Annotated in this window: 17 protein-coding genes; 3 read left to right on the plus strand and 14 right to left on the minus strand. The window is 67.1% G+C overall.

Annotated elements, in window-relative coordinates:
- Positions 1-13: 13 nt before the first annotated feature.
- The 4 genes from V2S85_RS10140 to V2S85_RS10155 all read right to left on the minus strand — a co-directional run bounded on the left by V2S85_RS10140 (position 14) and on the right by V2S85_RS10155 (position 5,683).
- Positions 14-3,442, minus strand: coding sequence for an efflux RND transporter permease subunit (locus tag V2S85_RS10140; RefSeq protein WP_330702736.1), 3,429 nt, complete (start codon positions 3,440-3,442; stop codon positions 14-16).
- Between the two features lie 15 nt (positions 3,443-3,457).
- The gene (locus V2S85_RS10145; RefSeq protein ID WP_330702737.1) at positions 3,458-4,693 is read right to left on the minus strand and encodes an efflux RND transporter periplasmic adaptor subunit; all 1,236 of its coding nucleotides are present in this window, start codon (positions 4,691-4,693) and stop codon (positions 3,458-3,460) included.
- 289 nt (positions 4,694-4,982) lie between these two features.
- Positions 4,983-5,282 carry a DUF1153 domain-containing protein gene (locus V2S85_RS10150; protein WP_330702738.1) on the minus strand — a complete coding sequence of 100 codons (300 nt, stop codon included), beginning with the start codon at positions 5,280-5,282 and terminating at the stop codon, positions 4,983-4,985.
- 2 nt (positions 5,283-5,284) lie between these two features.
- Positions 5,285-5,683, minus strand: a complete 399-nt coding sequence (locus V2S85_RS10155; RefSeq protein ID WP_330702739.1) for a hypothetical protein — start codon at positions 5,681-5,683, stop codon at positions 5,285-5,287.
- A gap of 203 nt (positions 5,684-5,886) precedes the next feature.
- Between V2S85_RS10155 and mnmA the strand changes: the two genes are divergently transcribed.
- Positions 5,887-7,041 carry a tRNA 2-thiouridine(34) synthase MnmA gene (gene mnmA, locus V2S85_RS10160; protein WP_330702740.1) on the plus strand — a complete coding sequence of 385 codons (1,155 nt, stop codon included), beginning with the start codon at positions 5,887-5,889 and terminating at the stop codon, positions 7,039-7,041.
- Between the two features lie 42 nt (positions 7,042-7,083).
- Here the strand turns inward: mnmA and V2S85_RS10165 are convergent, their stop codons facing one another.
- Positions 7,084-7,482, minus strand: coding sequence for a hypothetical protein (locus tag V2S85_RS10165; RefSeq protein WP_008829374.1), 399 nt, complete (start codon positions 7,480-7,482; stop codon positions 7,084-7,086).
- 31 nt (positions 7,483-7,513) lie between these two features.
- Between V2S85_RS10165 and V2S85_RS10170 the strand changes: the two genes are divergently transcribed.
- Entirely contained in the window at positions 7,514-8,656 is a 1,143-nt protein-coding gene (locus V2S85_RS10170) for a serine hydrolase domain-containing protein (RefSeq protein WP_036525695.1), read from the plus strand.
- A 113-nt stretch (positions 8,657-8,769) separates the two neighbouring features.
- On the opposite strand, the gene V2S85_RS10175 is transcribed toward V2S85_RS10170, so the two are convergent.
- The 9 genes from V2S85_RS10175 to V2S85_RS10215 are packed head-to-tail and all read right to left on the minus strand — an operon-like array spanning position 8,770 to position 15,257.
- The gene (locus V2S85_RS10175) at positions 8,770-9,138 is read right to left on the minus strand and encodes an iron-sulfur cluster assembly accessory protein (RefSeq protein WP_330702741.1); all 369 of its coding nucleotides are present in this window, start codon (positions 9,136-9,138) and stop codon (positions 8,770-8,772) included.
- Positions 9,135-9,638, minus strand: a complete 504-nt coding sequence (locus V2S85_RS10180) for a GNAT family N-acetyltransferase (RefSeq protein ID WP_330702742.1) — start codon at positions 9,636-9,638, stop codon at positions 9,135-9,137. Before V2S85_RS10180 ends, V2S85_RS10175 begins: the two co-directional genes overlap by 4 nt.
- On the minus strand, positions 9,635-10,105 hold the full coding sequence (locus V2S85_RS10185; RefSeq protein WP_330702743.1) for an SUF system Fe-S cluster assembly protein: 471 nt from the start codon (positions 10,103-10,105) through the stop codon (positions 9,635-9,637). The genes V2S85_RS10180 and V2S85_RS10185 overlap by 4 nt, the downstream gene beginning before the upstream one ends.
- The gene (locus V2S85_RS10190; protein WP_330702744.1) at positions 10,102-11,301 is read right to left on the minus strand and encodes a cysteine desulfurase; all 1,200 of its coding nucleotides are present in this window, start codon (positions 11,299-11,301) and stop codon (positions 10,102-10,104) included. The genes V2S85_RS10185 and V2S85_RS10190 overlap by 4 nt, the downstream gene beginning before the upstream one ends.
- Positions 11,298-12,035, minus strand: coding sequence for a SufD family Fe-S cluster assembly protein (locus V2S85_RS10195; RefSeq protein WP_330702745.1), 738 nt, complete (start codon positions 12,033-12,035; stop codon positions 11,298-11,300). The genes V2S85_RS10190 and V2S85_RS10195 overlap by 4 nt, the downstream gene beginning before the upstream one ends.
- Positions 12,032-12,784, minus strand: coding sequence for a Fe-S cluster assembly ATPase SufC (sufC, locus tag V2S85_RS10200; RefSeq protein ID WP_330702746.1), 753 nt, complete (start codon positions 12,782-12,784; stop codon positions 12,032-12,034). The genes V2S85_RS10195 and sufC overlap by 4 nt, the downstream gene beginning before the upstream one ends.
- A gap of 3 nt (positions 12,785-12,787) precedes the next feature.
- Positions 12,788-13,282 (minus strand): endonuclease domain-containing protein, encoded by a 495-nt coding sequence (locus tag V2S85_RS10205; RefSeq protein ID WP_330702747.1) that lies wholly within the window; start codon positions 13,280-13,282, stop codon positions 12,788-12,790.
- Between the two features lie 39 nt (positions 13,283-13,321).
- Positions 13,322-14,815, minus strand: coding sequence for a Fe-S cluster assembly protein SufB (gene sufB, locus V2S85_RS10210; protein ID WP_330702748.1), 1,494 nt, complete (start codon positions 14,813-14,815; stop codon positions 13,322-13,324).
- Between the two features lies 1 nt (position 14,816).
- Complete coding sequence (locus V2S85_RS10215) at positions 14,817-15,257, minus strand: SUF system Fe-S cluster assembly regulator (protein ID WP_330702749.1); 441 nt, start codon at positions 15,255-15,257, stop codon at positions 14,817-14,819.
- A 494-nt stretch (positions 15,258-15,751) separates the two neighbouring features.
- On the opposite strand from V2S85_RS10215, the gene V2S85_RS10220 reads away from it, so the two are divergent.
- Complete coding sequence (locus tag V2S85_RS10220) at positions 15,752-16,798, plus strand: quinone-dependent dihydroorotate dehydrogenase (RefSeq protein ID WP_330702750.1); 1,047 nt, start codon at positions 15,752-15,754, stop codon at positions 16,796-16,798.
- Positions 16,799-16,801: the final 3 nt, after the last annotated feature.

A 16,801-nucleotide genomic window follows, 5' to 3' on the forward strand; every position in this document is an offset into this window, starting at 1 on the left:
GCTGGCCCCTTCCTTACTCTGCCGGGTGCGCCTGCGCGTGTCCGTGCGCGTGCGGGCCAGCGTGATGCTCCTGCGGGTCGTAAGTCAGCAGCGACTTGCGCAGCCTGGGTCCGACCCTCTTCTCGAAACCATCCGCGAGGCTGAAGGCTGCAGGGACGATGACGAGCGTGAGCAGGGTGGAGAGTACCAGCCCGCCGATCACCGTCCAGCCCATCGGCTGGCGGAATGCGCCATCGCCCGAGAACGAAAGGGCGGTGGGGATCATGCCGGCGGTCATCGCCACCGTGGTCATGACGATCGGCTGCGCGCGCTTGTGCCCGGCGTCCATGATCGCGGTGAGCTTGTCGACGCCCTTGGCCATCTCCTCGATCGCGAAGTCGATCAGCAGGATCGAGTTCTTGGCGACGATCCCTAGCAGCATCAGGATGCCGATGTAGACCGGCATCGAGATCGGCTGGCCGATCGCGGTGAGCACCAGCATCCCGCCCAGCGGCGCCAGCAGCAGCGAGGCCATGTTCACCAGCGGCGAGACGAAGCGCTTGTAGAGCAGCACCAGCACCGCGAAGACCAGAAAGATGCCGCTGATCACGGCGGTGACGAAGTTGGCGATCATCTCGCCCTGCCACTTGTCCTCGCCGACGGGGGCGTTGGAAACGCCGGTCGGCAGCTTCTTCATGATCGGCAACTGCTGGATCGCGGCCATGACCGGACCCTTGACCTGGCCGGCGCCGAGGTCCGCGCCGACGAAGATGCGGCGCGACTGGTTGTAGCGCTGGATCTGGGTGGGGCCGGCACCGAAGCGGATTTCCGCCACGCGCTTGAGCGGCACGGTGCCGCCGCTGACGGTGGAGACGGGCAGGTTCTCGATCGTCGAGAAATCGCGGCGCGAGGCGCGGTCGAGGATCACCCGGATCGGTACCTGGCGGTCGCTGAGCGAGAACTTGGCGGCGTTCTGGTCGATCTCGCCCAGCGTGGCGATGCGGATCGTCTGGCTGAGCGCCGAGGTCGTGACGCCGAGCTGCGCGGCGAGGTCGACGCGCGGGGCGATGATGAGTTCGGGTCGCTGGAGGTCGGCGGCGATGCGCGGCGCGACGACGCCGGGGATCGTGCGCATCTGCTCCACCAGCGTCTGCGCGGTGCGGTTCAGCAGCTCCGAATCGCTGCCCGAGAGCATGACCGAGATGTCGCGGCCGCTGCCGAAGCCGCCCGACTGGGTGGCGAAGCTGACGCGCGCATCGGCGATGTCCTGCAGCGCGGGGGCCATCCGGCGCTCGAACTCGATGCTGGTGGCATCGCGCTCTCCAGCGGGCTTGAGCGCGATGTAGAGGTTGCCCGAGCCTTCGCCGGCGAACTCCAGCACGCGTTCCACTTCGGGCTGCTTTTCCAGCAGGCGCGAGACCCGCGCGGCGATCGCCTCGGACTGTTCGAGGGTGGTGCCGGGCACCATCTCGATCTTAACCTCGCTGGTGTCGTTGTTGGTGTTCGGCTGGAACTGTTGCGGCAGGCCGGCGAGCAGCGCGAAAGTGACGACCAGCGCATAGACCGAGGCGCAGAAGGCGTAGAAGCGGTGGTCGTGCATGCGTGCGATCACGCGGTCGGTGAAGTAGCGATACCAGCGCCCGAACGCGCCCATCGCGCCGGCCAGCAGCCGGAAGCCCTTGCCCAGCAGCCAGATCGCCAGCGGGATGCCGATCGGCGAGAGGATCGCGGCCAGCACGAAAGCGGCCTTGGGCAGCCCCAGCTTGGTGACGCCGCCCTGCAGCACGGGGAACAGCGCCCCCGCCGCGCCGAGGCCGGCGCCGATCAGCAGCACGAAGGCCAGCGCCGCCGCCAGCGCGTAGAGCGGGTGGAAGGGCTGGCGCACCAGCGCGGCCTTGCGGCGGTGCGCTTCCGAGCTGTCCAGCGTCCAGGCGAGGATCTTCATGTAGAGGTCCATCGCCTTGCCGCCGCCGTGCTCGGCATGGCCGTGCGCCTTGAGGAAGTAGGCGGCGACCATCGGCGTGATGACGCGCGCGACGGCCAGGCTCATCAGCACTGCGACGACGACGGTGAGGCCGAAGGCCTTGAAGAACTGCCCCGGAATGCCCGGCATCAGGCCCACCGGCAGGAATACCGCGACGATCGAGAACGTCGTCGCCACGACCGCCAGGCCGATCTCGTCGGCGGCGTCGATCGAGGCCTGGTAGGCACTCTTGCCCATGCGCATGTGTCTGACGATGTTCTCGATTTCCACGATGGCATCGTCGACCAGCACCCCCGCGACAAGGCTGAGCGCCAGCAGCGAGAGGAAGTTCAGGGTGAAGCCCAGCAGGTCCATGAACCAGAACGTCGGGATCGCCGAGAGCGGGATGGCGAGGGCGGAGATCATCGTCGCGCGCCAGTCGCGCAGGAACAGGTAGACGATCACGATCGCCAGCACCGCGCCTTCGACCAGCGCCTCCATCGAGGACGTGTACTGCCCGCGTGTATAGTCCACCTGCGAGAACAGGCGGGTGACGTGGATCTGCGGGTTGTCCTTCTGGATCTGCTTCAGTTTCTCCATCGCCCCGTCGTAGACGGCGACGTCGGAGGCGCCGCGCGCACGCTCGAAGCCGAAGGTGACGACTTCGTGGCCATCGACGCGGGCGATGTCGGTGCGCTCGGAATAGCCGTCGAAGACGTTGGCGACGTCGGCCAGCTTGACCGAGCGGCCGCCGCCCATGTTGATGCGCTTCTGCGAGAGGGCATAGGCGCTTTCGGAATTGCCCAGCACGCGCACCGACTGGCGCGATCCGGCGATTTCGGCCTGGCCGCCCGCCGCATCGACGTTGACCTGGCGCAGCACGTTGTTGAGCGCCTCGGCGCTGACGCCCAGCGCCTGCATCCGCTCGGGATCGACGACGACGCGGATCTCGCGGGTGACGCCGCCGTCGCGGTTGACGGTGGCCATGCCGGGCACGCCCAGCAGGCTCTTGGCGATGGTGTCGTCCACGAACCAGCTGAGCTGTTCGATCGTCATGTCGTCGGCGCTGACCGAGAAGTAAGCGAGGCTGCCGCTGCCCGATTCGATCTTCTGCACTTGCGGCTCGATGATGCCGTCGGGCAACTGGCCGCGCACCTGGTCGACCGCGTTCTTCACCTGCTGGGTGGCGACGTCGACGTTGGTGCCGACCGAGAAGAACACCAGCGTCGTCGAGCGCCCTTCCGAGGCGGTCGACTGGATTTCCTCGACCCCCGGGATCGAGCGGACCGAACCCTCGACGATCTGGGTGATCTGCGTCTCGATCTCCTTGGGCGCCGCGCCCGGCTGGGAGATGCCGATGTGGACGCCGGGGAAATCGACGTCCGGCATGTTGTTCACGTCCATCCGGTTGAATGAGACGATGCCGGCGATCATCAGGCCGATGAAGAAGACGATCGGGATGATCGGATTGCGGATCGACCAGGCCGATATGTTACGCATGTCGAGGGGCGTCCGTTACTTGGCCATGCCGGGGGTAGCGGCGGCGCTACGGGCTTTCACCTTGTCGCCGTCGTTGAGGAAGCCGCCCGCGCGCATCACGACCTGCTCGTTGCCATCGAGGCCCGAGGTGATGGTGATGCCGTTCGCGGTGACGAGCCCGGTCCTGACCACGCGGCGATGCGCGCGGCCGTCCTTGCCCACGACGTAGACGAATGCGCCCTTGGCGTCGTTCTGGATGGCGGATTCGGGCAGCATCGGCGCGACGACGGTGCCGCTCTCGATCACCGCGCTGGCGAAGCCGCCGGGGCGCAGCGCCGGATCGTACTTGAGCGCGATGCGTGCGGTGCCCTGGCGGGTGTTGGCGTCGATGGTCGGCGAGATCTGCCAGACCTGGCCGATGAATGTGCGGCCAGAGCCGACCGGGGTGATCTTCGCCTCGGTGCCGACGTGCAGCTTGGCGAGGTCGTCCTCCGACAGCAGCGCCAGCAGCTCCATCTCGCCGTTCTTGGCGAGGTTGAACAACACGCCGGTACCGCCGCCGACGACCTGGCCCAGTTCGACGCTGCGCTGCAGGACGAGGCCGGAGGCGGGGGCGACGATGTTGAGCCGCGCGTTCTGCGCCTGCAGTTGGCCGAGCGTGGCGCGGGCCACGCCGACGCGGGCGACGGCGGCATCGCGGGTGGCGGTCAACTGGTCGATGTCGGCCTTGGAGATGAACCCGCGATCGACGAGCTTGAGCCCGCGGTCGAGATTGGCCTGCGCCAGGCGGGCGTCGGCATCGGCGACGCGGACCTGGGCGGACTGGCTGGCGGCCGACTGCACCTGCACCGAACGGTCGATCACCGCGAGCACCTGCCCCTGCGTGACCCAGTCGCCGGCGTCGACGCGCACTTCGCGCACTTCGCCGCCTTCGCCGACCGAACCGATCGGCATCGTCCGCCGCGCCGCGAGCGAGCCGGTGGCGGTGATCTCTCCGGCGACGCTGGAACGGCCCGGGACGATGACCGTGACGACCGGCACCTGCGTGGTGTCGGCCGCCTTGTCGGCGCTGTCGCCACCGTGCAGCACGAACCACAAGGCGGTCGCCAGCAGCACCACCGCGACGATGACCAGCACGATCACCCGGCGCGAACGCCGTTCGAGCGCGTCGTCGCCTGCCAGCGGAGTTCCCGCCGCGTCGTAACTGGCATCGAACGCCTGAGGATCGCCGGCCTGCATGTGGCCGGGTTCAATCTTGCCGTCGTAGTTCATCTGTTCACCGCACCATGCACGGCGCCCCCTGGCGGCGTGCTCTCCCGCCCCAAGGACGATCCGCTCACACAGGAGCGGGCCGACGATGTGGCCTAAACCGCTGGATTCATATACCTGCGGCCAGACAGTGGCAAACTGAACTCGGTTTGGTGCCGACGGGCATCGACGAACGACTTCATTGCGCGATGATGGCGTTATTGGGGAGTTTTATTGCGCCACAACGCGAAATGGCGACCGCGAAAGTTCCTCGCGGTCGCCATTGGACTTGGGCAGCGGCGATTTGCGGCGCTCAGAACTTCTGCTGGCGCTCGTAGAGATCGCGGTAGTGTTGAATTCGGGTCACACGCAGGCCCTGCATGCCGGAGCGATCGACCGCGCGCTGCCACGATGCGAACTCCTCGAGCGTGAGGCCGTAGCGCTCGCAGACTTCGTCGATCGTCAGCAGACCGCCATTGACGGCGGCGACGACCTCGGCCTTGCGGCGCACGACCCAGCGGGTGGTGTCGGGGGGGGGCAGATCGGCAACCGTAAGCGGCTCGCCGAGCGGGCCGATCACCTGTGCCGGGCGGATTTTCTGGTTCTCGATCATCTTTACCCTCGTTCGCCGCTATCGCTCACATCGGCGACTGAAGAATCCTTGCCCGTGCCGGACTTGCCATTGCTTGAAGCATCAGGGTTAATGTCCCTTGAGGATTCTTCGTAAGCATTCGGCTCATAGGCGCTGAGGGCAGAGGCGGCGCATCCGTCGAAGCTTCCGCGCAGCCGCAGCCGCGTGGCCGCCGCGTCCTCGCCCAGCACGCCAAGCCGGTCGTGCGTGGCGAAAAGCCGCGAGCGCAAGGCCCGCCAGTCGATCGCGGTGAGATCGGCCGGCAGATGTTCTCCCGACGGAGCATCGCCCGCGCCAGCCCTTGCATGCACGGGCGTGCAGACCGGAGTGCGACCCGGTGCCTCCCCGTTTTCCGGGGTGATGTGGTGGCGTGCGACATTCATGATGCGGCCCCTATAACCCAGGGGAGGTCAAGGGATCGTAAAGGTCGGCTTTACCGTTTTTTCACGATCCGGGGATGAGGCGCAGGACGCGGCACAGGACGCGGCACACTACGGGGCACAGGCTGCGTCCGCGCGCCGCAAAACGGTCCGGCAGTGGCAAAGGATAGGAATCCGGCGCGCTTGGCTGTATGTGCGCCCCCACCATGACCGCGTTTTCCGATCTTCTTTCCGGGCTCGACCCCGCCGAACTGTTCCAGCTTGCCGAGTCTCTGTCCGCCCGCCGCATTGTCGTGGCCATGTCCGGGGGCGTGGACAGCTCGGTCGTCGCCGCGCTTGCCGCCGCGAGCGGCGCGGAAGTCATCGGCGTAACCCTTCAACTCTACGACTACGGCGCCGCGACCGGCCGCAAGGGTGCGTGCTGCGCGGGCGACGACATTCGCGACGCGCGCGCCGTCGCCGACCGCCTCGGCATCGCCCACTACGTTTTCGACCACGAGAGCGCCTTCCGCGAGGAAGTGGTCGAACGCTTCGCCGACGACTACCTCGCCGGGCGCACGCCGATCCCCTGCATTCGCTGCAACATGGGGCCGAAGTTCACCGACCTGCTGACGATGGCGCGTGAACTGGGCGCGGATTGCCTTGCCACCGGGCACTATGTGCGCCGGGTGATGGGCGCGGCGGGTTCGGAACTGCACCGCGCCCTCGATCCGGCGCGCGACCAGAGCTACTTCCTTTACGGCACCACCGAGAAGCAGCTGGATTTCCTGCGCTTTCCCCTCGGCGGCCTGCCCAAGACCGAGACGCGCCGTCTGGCCGAAGCGGCGGGCCTGCGCGTCGCCGCCAAGCCCGACAGCCAGGACATCTGCTTCGTGCCCGATGGCGACTACGCCAAGATCGTGCGCGCCGTCCGTCCCGAGGGCGAGGCACCGGGCGAGATCGTCCATGCCGAGACCGGCGCGGTGCTGGGCAGCCATCGCGGCGTCATCCACTACACCGTGGGTCAGCGCCGGGGCCTCGAGATCGGCGGCCAGCCCGAGCCGCTCTACGTCACCGGCATCGAGGCGGAAACCCGGCAGGTCCGTGTCGGCCCGCGCCGCTTGCTGGCGACCGCCTCGGCACGGCTGGTGGAGACCAACCGCATCGGACCGATTCCGGACGCACCGCTGACCGCCAAGGTCCGCTCGCTGGCCAAGCCGGTGCCGATCGTGCTCGACGGCCCGCTGGGCGAGGGCGGGGATACGACGATCCGCTTCGCCGAGCCCGAATACGGTGTCGCGCCGGGTCAGGCGGCGGTGATCTACGCCGGGGAGCGGGTGATCGGCGGCGGCTGGATCGATTCGACCGAGAGTGCGGCTTAACCTTCGTCATTGCTTCGCTGCGCTCGCAATGACGAAGTGTGCTTAATCCTGCCACGGCTCCAGCCGGCACCCGCGCGCGGGATCGAAATCCGCGCTCTGCTTCGCCAGCAGCGGCACTGAGGCCCTGACCGTGCGCGTATCGGCATCCTCGGACAGCGACACCCAGCGCCCGGCGCCCGCGAGTCCTGCCACCTTGAGATCGCCCTCGCACAAGTCCATCGGCCGCTGCGATACGAACCGGCATACGCAGCCGATCCGCGCACCGTAGGCGGCGCCGACCAGCGCTTCCTCACGCAGGCCGCGCCACATCCAGCCGAGCCCCAGTACGGCGGCCAGCAGCACGAGCAGGATCACGTTGCGCTTCCACCGCGAGGGCTGCCGCGTCGGGTAGGCCCCGCCTGCGGCCTTGTCCCCCGGTCCGGGTTGCCCGGATGTTGCCATTCTCAAACGCCTCGCACATGACCGGCGCGCCATGTCGGTGCGCCGCCCCCCCCTTATCGCCGCGATGCTGATGCTGCCAGCCCTGTGGGGCTGCGGCTCCGGCGCGCCCGAAGGACCGCCGCCGCCGAGCACCGAATCGCTCGCCGCGATCAAGGATTCCGGCGGCGCCCCGCGCGAATCGCTGGGGCGGACCATCGACCGCCTGTTCGACGACGAAGCTGTCGGCAAGACCGACGCCCTCGTCATCCTCAAGCGCGGCTCGGTCGTGGTCGAGCGCTACGGCGAGGGCGTTAAGCCCGATTCGCGCCTTCCCGGCTGGTCGGCTGGCCAGTGCGTGACCGCGCTGATGATCGGCCAACTGGTCAGCGACGGCCGCCTGCGCCTCAACGAATCGGCCCCTGTGCCCGAATGGCAGCGACCCGGCGACCCGCGCGGCGTCATCACCTTGCGCCAGCTCCTGCAAATGCGCTCGGGCCTGCGCCACGTTGAGACGACCAGCGCGGGGACCGGCCGCATCGAGGACGAATCGGACCGCATGCGCATGCTGTTCCTCGACGGCCGCGACGATATGGCCTCCTACGCCGAGGCGCAGCCGCTGGAGGCGCCTGCGGGCAAGATCTTCGTGCATTCCTCGGCCAGCGCGGTGATCCTTTCGGACCTTGCCGCGCGGGTGCTCTCGCCGGACCACGATGCGCTGCGGCGCCGGGCGGCGGTGAGCGACTACTTGCGCAACCGCGTGCTGCAGCCGATCGGACTGGGCTCGGCGATCGTCGGATACGACCGGGCGGGGACGATGATCGGCTCCGGCATGATCGCCATGACCGCGCGCGACTGGGGCAATCTGGGCGAGTTCATCCGCCACACCGGCTCGGTCGGCGGCGCGCAGATCCTGCCGCGCCGCTGGATGCAGTTCATGCTGGAACCAAGCCCGCGCGAGCCGGGCTATGGTGCCGGCGTGTGGCTCAATCGCGGGGAGGCGAGCGACGGCGCCCGCCTTTGGCCCGGCGCGGCGGAAAAGGACGTCTTTGCGTGCCTGGGGGACTATGGGCAGTTCGTGATCGGCTCGCCCGGGCAATTGCTGACGGTCGTGCGCATCGGCCACAGCGACCCGGCGCAGGCGCGCGAGGTACATGACCGGCTGGGCGCGTTGCTGGCACTGTTTCCGAAGAATTGAGGGGCGCGTATCGCTCAGGGGGCTTCGACAAGCTCAGCCTGAGCGGAAACACCCATAGTCTGAAAATCCGCTCAGGCTGAGCTTGTCGAAGCCCCCCGAGGCAAGGCGTGACCTCAGACCGTGAAGCTTTCCCCACACCCACAGGCGCCCTTGGCATTGGGGTTGGCGAACACGAAACCGGCGGTGAAATCGTCCTCCACCCAGTCCATCGTGCTGCCCACGAGGTACAGCACCGAGGCGCCGTCGATGTAGAACAGGCCGCCGGGGGTCTCGATCTTCTCGTCGAACTTGGCTTCCTCGATCACGTAGTCGACCGAGTAGGCCAGCCCCGAGCAGCCCCGACGCGGGGTGGACAGCTTCACGCCGATCGCGTCCGCAGGGGCCTCGCCCATCAGCTTCGCGATGCGGGTTTCCGCGTTCGGCGTCAGGATGACGGCGGCGGGGCGGGCAGGGCGGGTCTTGGTGGTGGTGGTTTCGGTCATGAGAGCCTCTTCTGCCAGAACAGCGCGTGTCCGGTTTCGGGGTCGAGCTGGTAGTCGCCGTAGCCCAGCGATGCGTAGAGTTCCTTGGCGCGCTGGTTCCCGCTCAGCACTTCGAGCGTGATCTTGCAGGCACCGCGCGCGCGGGCTTCCGCCTCGATTGCGGCGAACAGGGCGCGGGCGATGCCTTTGCCGCGATGGCCGGGGGCGACGGCGATGTCGTGGATATTGACCAGGGGCCGCGCCGCGAACGTCGAGAAGCCGGTGAAGCAGTTGGCGATGCCCACCGCCTCGCCGTCGATTCGCGCGAGCAGGACAAAGGCGCCGGGCACTTGTGCCAGAGCGGGCACCAGCCGTTCGCGCACATCGTCGGAAAGCGGTTCGCCACCGCCCATCGGATCGCGCGCATAGACGTCGAGCATCGCCACGATCGCCGCCGCGTCGGCAGGATCGGCGAAATCGGCGCGCGTGATCACAAGGTCGGGGGCGAGGGTCTCGCTCACAGCATTCCCAGTTCCAGCTTGGCCTCGTCGGTCATCTTCGCCATGTCCCACGGCGGATCCCAGACGAGGTTCACTTCGCAGTCGCGCACGCCGGGTACGGCGGAAACGCGCAGTTCCACTTCGCCCGGCATCGATTCGGCCACCGGGCAGTGGGGGGTGGTGAGCGTCATGATGACCGACACCGAGGCTTCGGGCGAAACCTCGACGCCGTAGATCAGGCCGAGGTCATAGATGTTCACCGGGATCTCGGGGTCGAAGATTTCCTTCAACGCGTCGATCACGCCGTCGTAGATCGCGCCGCCCGGGTCGGCCGGGTCGATGGCCTGTGGCTTTTCCGCCAGGAATCCGTCGAGATAGTCGCGCTTGCGTTCCTCGGGCGGGGGCACGGCATCGTCCACGCGTGCACGCGGGGCGGGGGGAGCCGCATCGACTTCCTCTACGCTGAATGCAGGCTTCTGGTCACTCATCCGAAAATTCTCCTGGTGCGCTCGATCCCTTTCAGGAGCGCCTCGATATCGCTTTCATCGCTGTAGAGCCCGAAGCTCGCCCGCGCGGTGGCAGGGACGCCAAGGTGTTCCATCAGCGGCTGGGCACAGTGGTGCCCGGCGCGGATCGCCACGCCTTCCTCGTCCAATATGGTGCCGAGGTCGTGCGGATGCACCCCGTCGAGCGCAAAACTGACGATGCCGAGCGAATCGTCCGGCCCGAACAGCGTCACGTCGTTGCGCCCCCGCAGTTCGCTGCGCAGCAGGACAGCAAGATCGCGCTCGTGCTTTTCGGCGCGGTTCAGGCCGATATCGCCGAGCCAGTCCATCGCGGCGGCCATGCCGATGGCCTCGACGATGTTGGGTGTGCCTGCCTCGAAGCGCTGCGGCGCGGGGGCATAGGTGGTCTTCTCGAAGGTGACCTTGTCGATCATCGAGCCGCCGCCCTGCCAGGGCTGCATCCCGTCGAGGATGTCCTTGCGCGCCCAGAGCACGCCGATCCCGGTCGGGCCGTAAAGCTTGTGCGCGGAGAAGGCGTAGAAGTCGCAGTCGAACGCCTTCACGTCGAGTGCGAGGCGCGGTGCGGCCTGGCAACCGTCGATCAGCAGCTTCGCGCCGACCGCATGGGCCAGCTTCGCGGCGTGTTCCACGTGGAGCACCGAGCCGAGCACATTGGATACATGGGCGAAGGCGACCAGCTTGTGCGCCGGGGTCAGGATGCGCTCGGCGGCTTTGAGGTCGATGCGGCCCTCGGCGTCGAGCGGGCAGACGTCGATCTCCACGCCGTTCCTGAGCAACTGCCAGGGCACGATGTTGGAGTGGTGCTCCAGCGTCGAGAGCAGGATGCGGTCGCCCGCCTTGAGATTGGCGGCGGCCCAGCTCTGCGCGACGAGGTTGATCGATTCGGTCGCGCCGCGCGTGAAGACGATCTCGTCCTCCTCGGCGTTCAGGAACGCGGCGGTGCGGCGGCGGGCCGCCTCGAAGGCCAGCGTCATGTCGGCCGAGCGGGCATAGACACCGCGATGGACGGTCGCATAGTCGCGGCCCATCGCGGCGACCGTGGCGTCGATCACGGCCTGCGGCTTTTGCGCGGTGGCGGCGGTGTCGAGGTAGTGCCAGTCGCCGGCAAGGCCGGGGAACTGGCTCTTGAGCGCAAGTTCTGCGGTGTCGAGACTCACAGGATCGCCTCCAGACGGGCGATCGCCGCTGCGCTCAATTCTTCTTCGCCCGCCGCGCCGGTGAAGGCTTCGGCGATGAAGGCCTGCAGCATCAGGCGCTTGGCCTGCGGCGGGGTGAGGCCGCGGCTCATCAGGTAGAACAGGCCCTGCGCGTCGAGTTCGCCCACCGCGCAGCCATGCGCGGCCTTGACGTCGTCGGCGTAGATTTCCAGTTCCGGGCGCGCGTTGGCGGTCGCCGTACGCTCCAGCAGCATGGCGCGGACCGACTGCTCGGCATCGGTGCCGTCGGCCCCGCGCTCCACCGCGATGCGGCCGAGGTAAGTGCCGACCGACTTGCCCGCCAGCACCGTGCGCACGATCTGCTCGGACGTGGCGTTGAGGCCTGCGTGGGTGACTTCGGTGACGATCTCCAGCGTCTCCTCACCGGTCGCCAACTGCGCGGCGCCCAGCGTGAAGTCGGCGCCTTCGGCCAGTCGCACGTCCACCGCGATGCGGCCATAGGCGGGGCCGGCGGTCAGCACGCGCAGGTCGAACTTCGCGCCCTTGCCCAGCGTGATGACGATGTGGCGGGCGACGGCTCCGGCGCCGGTCTCGACGAGCTGCAGCGCATCCTCAGCGCCGTCCGCGACCGTGATCTCCTCGGTCACGATCGGCCAGACGGTGCCCAGCGCCACGATGTCCGAGTAGCGGAAATCTTCGTCCTTGCGGGTGGGGAGGGCGAGTTCGACGTTCATGCCGCCTCCTGCACCACCGCCTCGTAGCCCTCTTCCTCAAGGCGCAGGGCAAGGTCGGGGCCGCCCGACTTAACGATGCGGCCTGCAGCGAGGACGTGAACGAAGTCCGGCTTCACGTAGTCCAGCAGGCGCTGGTAGTGGGTGATGAGCAGTACCGCCTTGTCGGGCGCCCGCATGATCGCGTTGATGCCTTCGCCGCAGATGCGCAGCGCATCGATGTCGAGGCCGGAGTCGGTCTCGTCGAGGATTGCCAGCCTGGGGTTCAGGATGCCCATCTGCACCATCTCGGCGCGCTTCTTCTCGCCGCCCGAGAAGCCGACGTTCACCGGGCGCTTGAGCATGTCCATGTCCATGCGCAGCAGGCCGGCCTTCTCCTTGGCCAGCTTTAGGAATTCGCCGCCCGACAGCGGTTCCTCGCCGCGGCCCTTGCGCTGGGCGTTGGCAGCCTCGCGCAGGAACTGGACGAACGAGACGCCGGGGATCTCGACCGGGTACTGGAAGCCCAGGAACAGGCCGGCGGCAGCGCGCTCGTGCGGTTCGAGTTCGAGCAGGTCGGTCCCTGCGAAGTCCACCGAACCACCGGTCACGTCATAGCCCGGACGGCCGCCGAGCGTATAGCCCAGCGTCGACTTGCCCGCGCCGTTGGGGCCCATGATCGCGTGAATCTCGCCGGGATTGATGGTGAGCGACAGACCCTTGAGGATTTGCTTGTCGGCGACGTTCGCCGTGAGGTTTTCGATCTTGAGCATGGCTTATCCTTCGTCGCTCACGAACGTCCCTGCCGGACGCGAGCCAGCCTTCTTGCGCGCGGAGCGCTTGTCGAAGGGCACGTTGAGTTCGGTGTTGATCTCGCGGACCACGGTATCGACCTGGCCGATCACTTCCTCTTCCGAGAAGCGCAGCACGCGGATGCCGACTTCGGTGAGCTTGCGGTCCTGCAGTTCGTTGACGTCGGGGTTGGAATCCTCGGCGCTCAGCTGGATCACGATCCAGCGCGAGGGGCAGGCGAAATCGACGATCGCCGAGCCGACGATCGACTGCCGCGTGAACTTCACCCCGCCCAGCTGCGAGCCGGACAGCTTCGCCCACAGCGCCTTCTGCGCCTCGGTGGGATTGCGGCGCTGGTCCCTGGCGCGCTCCTTCAGCGTTTCGAGGCGCGTGCCGGTGACGGCGAAGCTGGCCTTGGCGTCTGCCTTCGGCCCGTTGGAGGCGAGGCTGATGCCCAGTGTCTTGCGGGCGGCGGTCATGGTTTCTGGTCCTTCGTTATTCATGGCGGGGGAGGTGGGTCAGCCCACGCTCCCCTCAAGGCTGATGCCCAGCAGCTTCTGCGCTTCCACCGCGAATTCCATCGGCAGCTGCTGCAGCACTTCCTTGGCGAAGCCGTTGACGATCAGCGCCACCGCCTGCTCGGTGTCGAGGCCACGCTGCATGGCGTAGAACAGCTGGTCGTCGCTGATCTTGCTGGTGGTCGCCTCGTGCTCGATCTGGGCGCTGGGGTTGCGCACTTCGATGTAGGGCACCGTATGCGCGCCGCACTCCTTGCCGAGCAGCAGCGAATCGCACTGCGTGAAGTTGCGCACACCATCGGCATTGGCGCCCACGCGGACGAGGCCGCGATAGGTGTTGTTGCTCTTGCCTGCCGAGATACCCTTGGAGATGATCGTCGAGCGGCTGCCTTTGCCGTTGTGGATCATCTTGGTGCCGGTATCGGCCTGCTGGTAGTTGTTGGTGACGGCAACCGAGTAGAACTCGCCCACCGAATCCTCGCCGTTGAGGACGCAGCTGGGGTACTTCCACGTCACGGCGGAGCCGGTTTCCACCTGGGTCCAGCTGATCTTGGACCGCGCGCCCTGGCACAGGCCACGCTTGGTGACGAAGTTGTAGATGCCGCCCTTGCCGTTGGCATCGCCCGGATACCAGTTCTGGACGGTGGAGTACTTGATCTCCGCATCCTCCATCGCGACCAGTTCGACGACGGCGGCGTGCAGCTGGTTCTCGTCGCGCATCGGGGCGGTGCAGCCTTCGAGGTACGAGACGTAGCTGCCCTTTTCGGCGACGATCAGCGTGCGCTCAAACTGGCCGGTGTTCTCCGCGTTGATGCGGAAATAGGTGCTCAGCTCCATCGGGCAGCGTACGCCCTCGGGAATGTAGACGAAGGTGCCGTCCGAGAAGACCGCGCAGTTCAGCGCCGCGAAGTAGTTGTCATGGACGGGCACCACGCGGCCCAGCCACTTCTTCACCAGATCGGGGAATTCGCGGATCGCCTCGGAGATCGAGCGGAAGATGACGCCCGCCTGCTCCAGCTCCTTGCGGAAGGTGGTGGCGACCGAAACCGAATCGAACACCGCGTCCACCGCGACCTTGCGCGCACCCTCGACGCCGGCGAGCACTTTCTGCTCCTCCAGTGGAATGCCCAGCTTTTCGTAGACGCGCAGGATTTCGGGGTCGACCTCGTCGAGGCTGGCCAGCGCATCCTTCTTCTTGGGCGCGGCCCAATAGTAGGATTCCTGATAGTCGATCGGCGGAATGTCGAGCTTCGCCCAGTCCGGCGGCGTCATTTCCAGCCACTTTGCGTAAGCCTTCAGGCGCCAGTCGAGCATCCACTCGGGCTCGTCCTTCTTGGCCGAGATGAAGCGGATGGTGTCTTCGGACAGACCCTTGGGGCCATATTCCTGCTCGATGTCCGAGGACCAGCCGTGCTCGTACTCGGCGACGCGGGCAGCAGCCTCGCGCGCGGCCTGATCGCGTTCTGGCGCGATGGGGAGGGTTTCTTCGGTCATCTCAAACTTCCTCGACGAGCTGGGTCAGCGCCACCTGGGCGAGCGCCCCGCGCACGGCCGCATTAACCTGCGGCCAGTGGCCTTTTACGTTGCAACAGGAATCGAGCGTGCAGTCGCTCTTCACCCGGTCGATGCAGGCGGTGAGGGCGATCGGCCCTTCCACCGCCTCGACGATGTCCGCCAGCGAGATCGTTGCCGGCGGCCGTGCGAGTCGCAGACCCCCGCCGACACCGCGCGACGAGCGCATGAGGCCGGCGGCCGAAAGCTTGCTCACCAGCTTCTGCACCGTGGGAGCGGGCAGGCCGGTTTCTGCCGCCAGTTGTGCGGCGGAAATGCGCGCACGCTTGCCGCCCGCCTGCTCGATGAGCGAGCAAGTGCCGCAATGCCGCGCCGCAGCGGACATTATGACGACGGCATAGTCTGTCATACTCGACAGGCGCATGAGCGGGCTTTCCGGTTCCTGTGTTTAAATCGGATCAATTTTTTCCGATTTGCACCTAGTGCAGGGCGCGCCGAGTTTCAATGCCCATTCAACGGGGGTTTTGCGCGTCTTCGGGCGTCCCGTGCCGGGATGTGACAGGAACGTCACGGTTCGTCGCCGGAGCCCCTTAGCTCGTCGCAAAAGATACGCAAGCCATGGAAAATCGCTTGCGCTAAAAGTTAACTATGGGAGTTTTGCCCGCAACACCGCGAAAAAAGGCGGTTCCCGATCGAAACCGGAAACCGCCGTAAGGTGATAAAGAACTCGAGCGCATCCCGCTACGAGCCCTTCGGGTCGCAAGAGTCGTGTATGCTCCAGTTGGGGCGATTTATTGTATAAACGCGACACGTTCTCAGGTGGAGCCGACCTGCCGCGTGCCCTAACGGCGTTTTTCATCTCGCACCGCAGCACAAGAAGCGTTTGAGCAACACTTCCCACGGCGTTATGCGATTCGCGTGCTCTATTCCCTGATCCGACCCGCCCTTTTCCGAATCGAGGCCGAGAAGGCCCATGGCCTTGCGTTGAAAGCGCTGAGGTTTTCCGGACCCGTCCGCGCGCCGCGCGGCGATCCCGGGCTCGCCAGCGAGGTTGCCGGAATTGCCTTTCCCAATCCGGTCGGCATGGCGGCGGGCTTCGACAAGGACGGCGAGGTGCCCGACGCGCTGCTGCGGCTGGGCTTCGGTTTTGCCGAGGTGGGCTCGATCACCCCGCTGCCGCAGGCGGGCAACTCCCAGCCGCGCCTGTTCCGGCTGGTCGAGGATCGCGCGGTCATCAACCGCATGGGGTTCAACAACGGCGGCGCTCAGGCGGCTGTCTACCGGCTCGAGGCGCGCGCGGCGCGTCCTGGCGTGGTCGGCATCAATATCGGTGCCAACAAGGATTCGACCGACCGCGTGGCAGACTACGCGACGATGGCGCGGCTGATGGCGCCGCTGGCCACGTACCTCGCGGTCAATATCTCCAGCCCGAACACGCCGGGCCTGCGCGCGCTGCAGGACGAATCGGCGCTGACCGGCCTGCTCGACGCGGTGATCGAGGCGCGCGACGCGGCCTGCGGCGAGGGGCGCCGGCCGCCGGTGTTCCTGAAGGTGGCGCCCGATCTGGAGCCGGCCGATATCGACGCCATCGCGCGCATCGCCATCGACAAGCGGCTGGGGGCGCTGATCGTCTCCAACACCACGATATCGCGGCCCTCGCTGGGTTCGGTCCATCGCGACGAGACCGGCGGCCTGTCCGGCGCGCCCTTGCGCGATCTCGCCCAGCAGCGCCTGCGCGACTTCCGCAAGGCGACCGGCGGCGCGGTGCCGCTGGTCGGCGTGGGAGGGATCGCCACTGCCGAGGACGCCTGGGCCCGCATCCGCGCCGGCGCCAGCCTCGTCCAGCTTTATAGCGCGATGGTTTACGAAGGGCCGGGAATTGCCAAGGCCATCACCAAAGGCCTCGGCGAATTGATGCGCCGCGATGGCTTCGCATCGATTGCAGAGGCGGTCGGAACCGAATAAGCC

Origin of the sequence: Novosphingobium resinovorum, from assembly GCF_036352595.1 — a bacterium.
Lineage (GTDB): Bacteria > Pseudomonadota > Alphaproteobacteria > Sphingomonadales > Sphingomonadaceae > Novosphingobium > Novosphingobium resinovorum_B.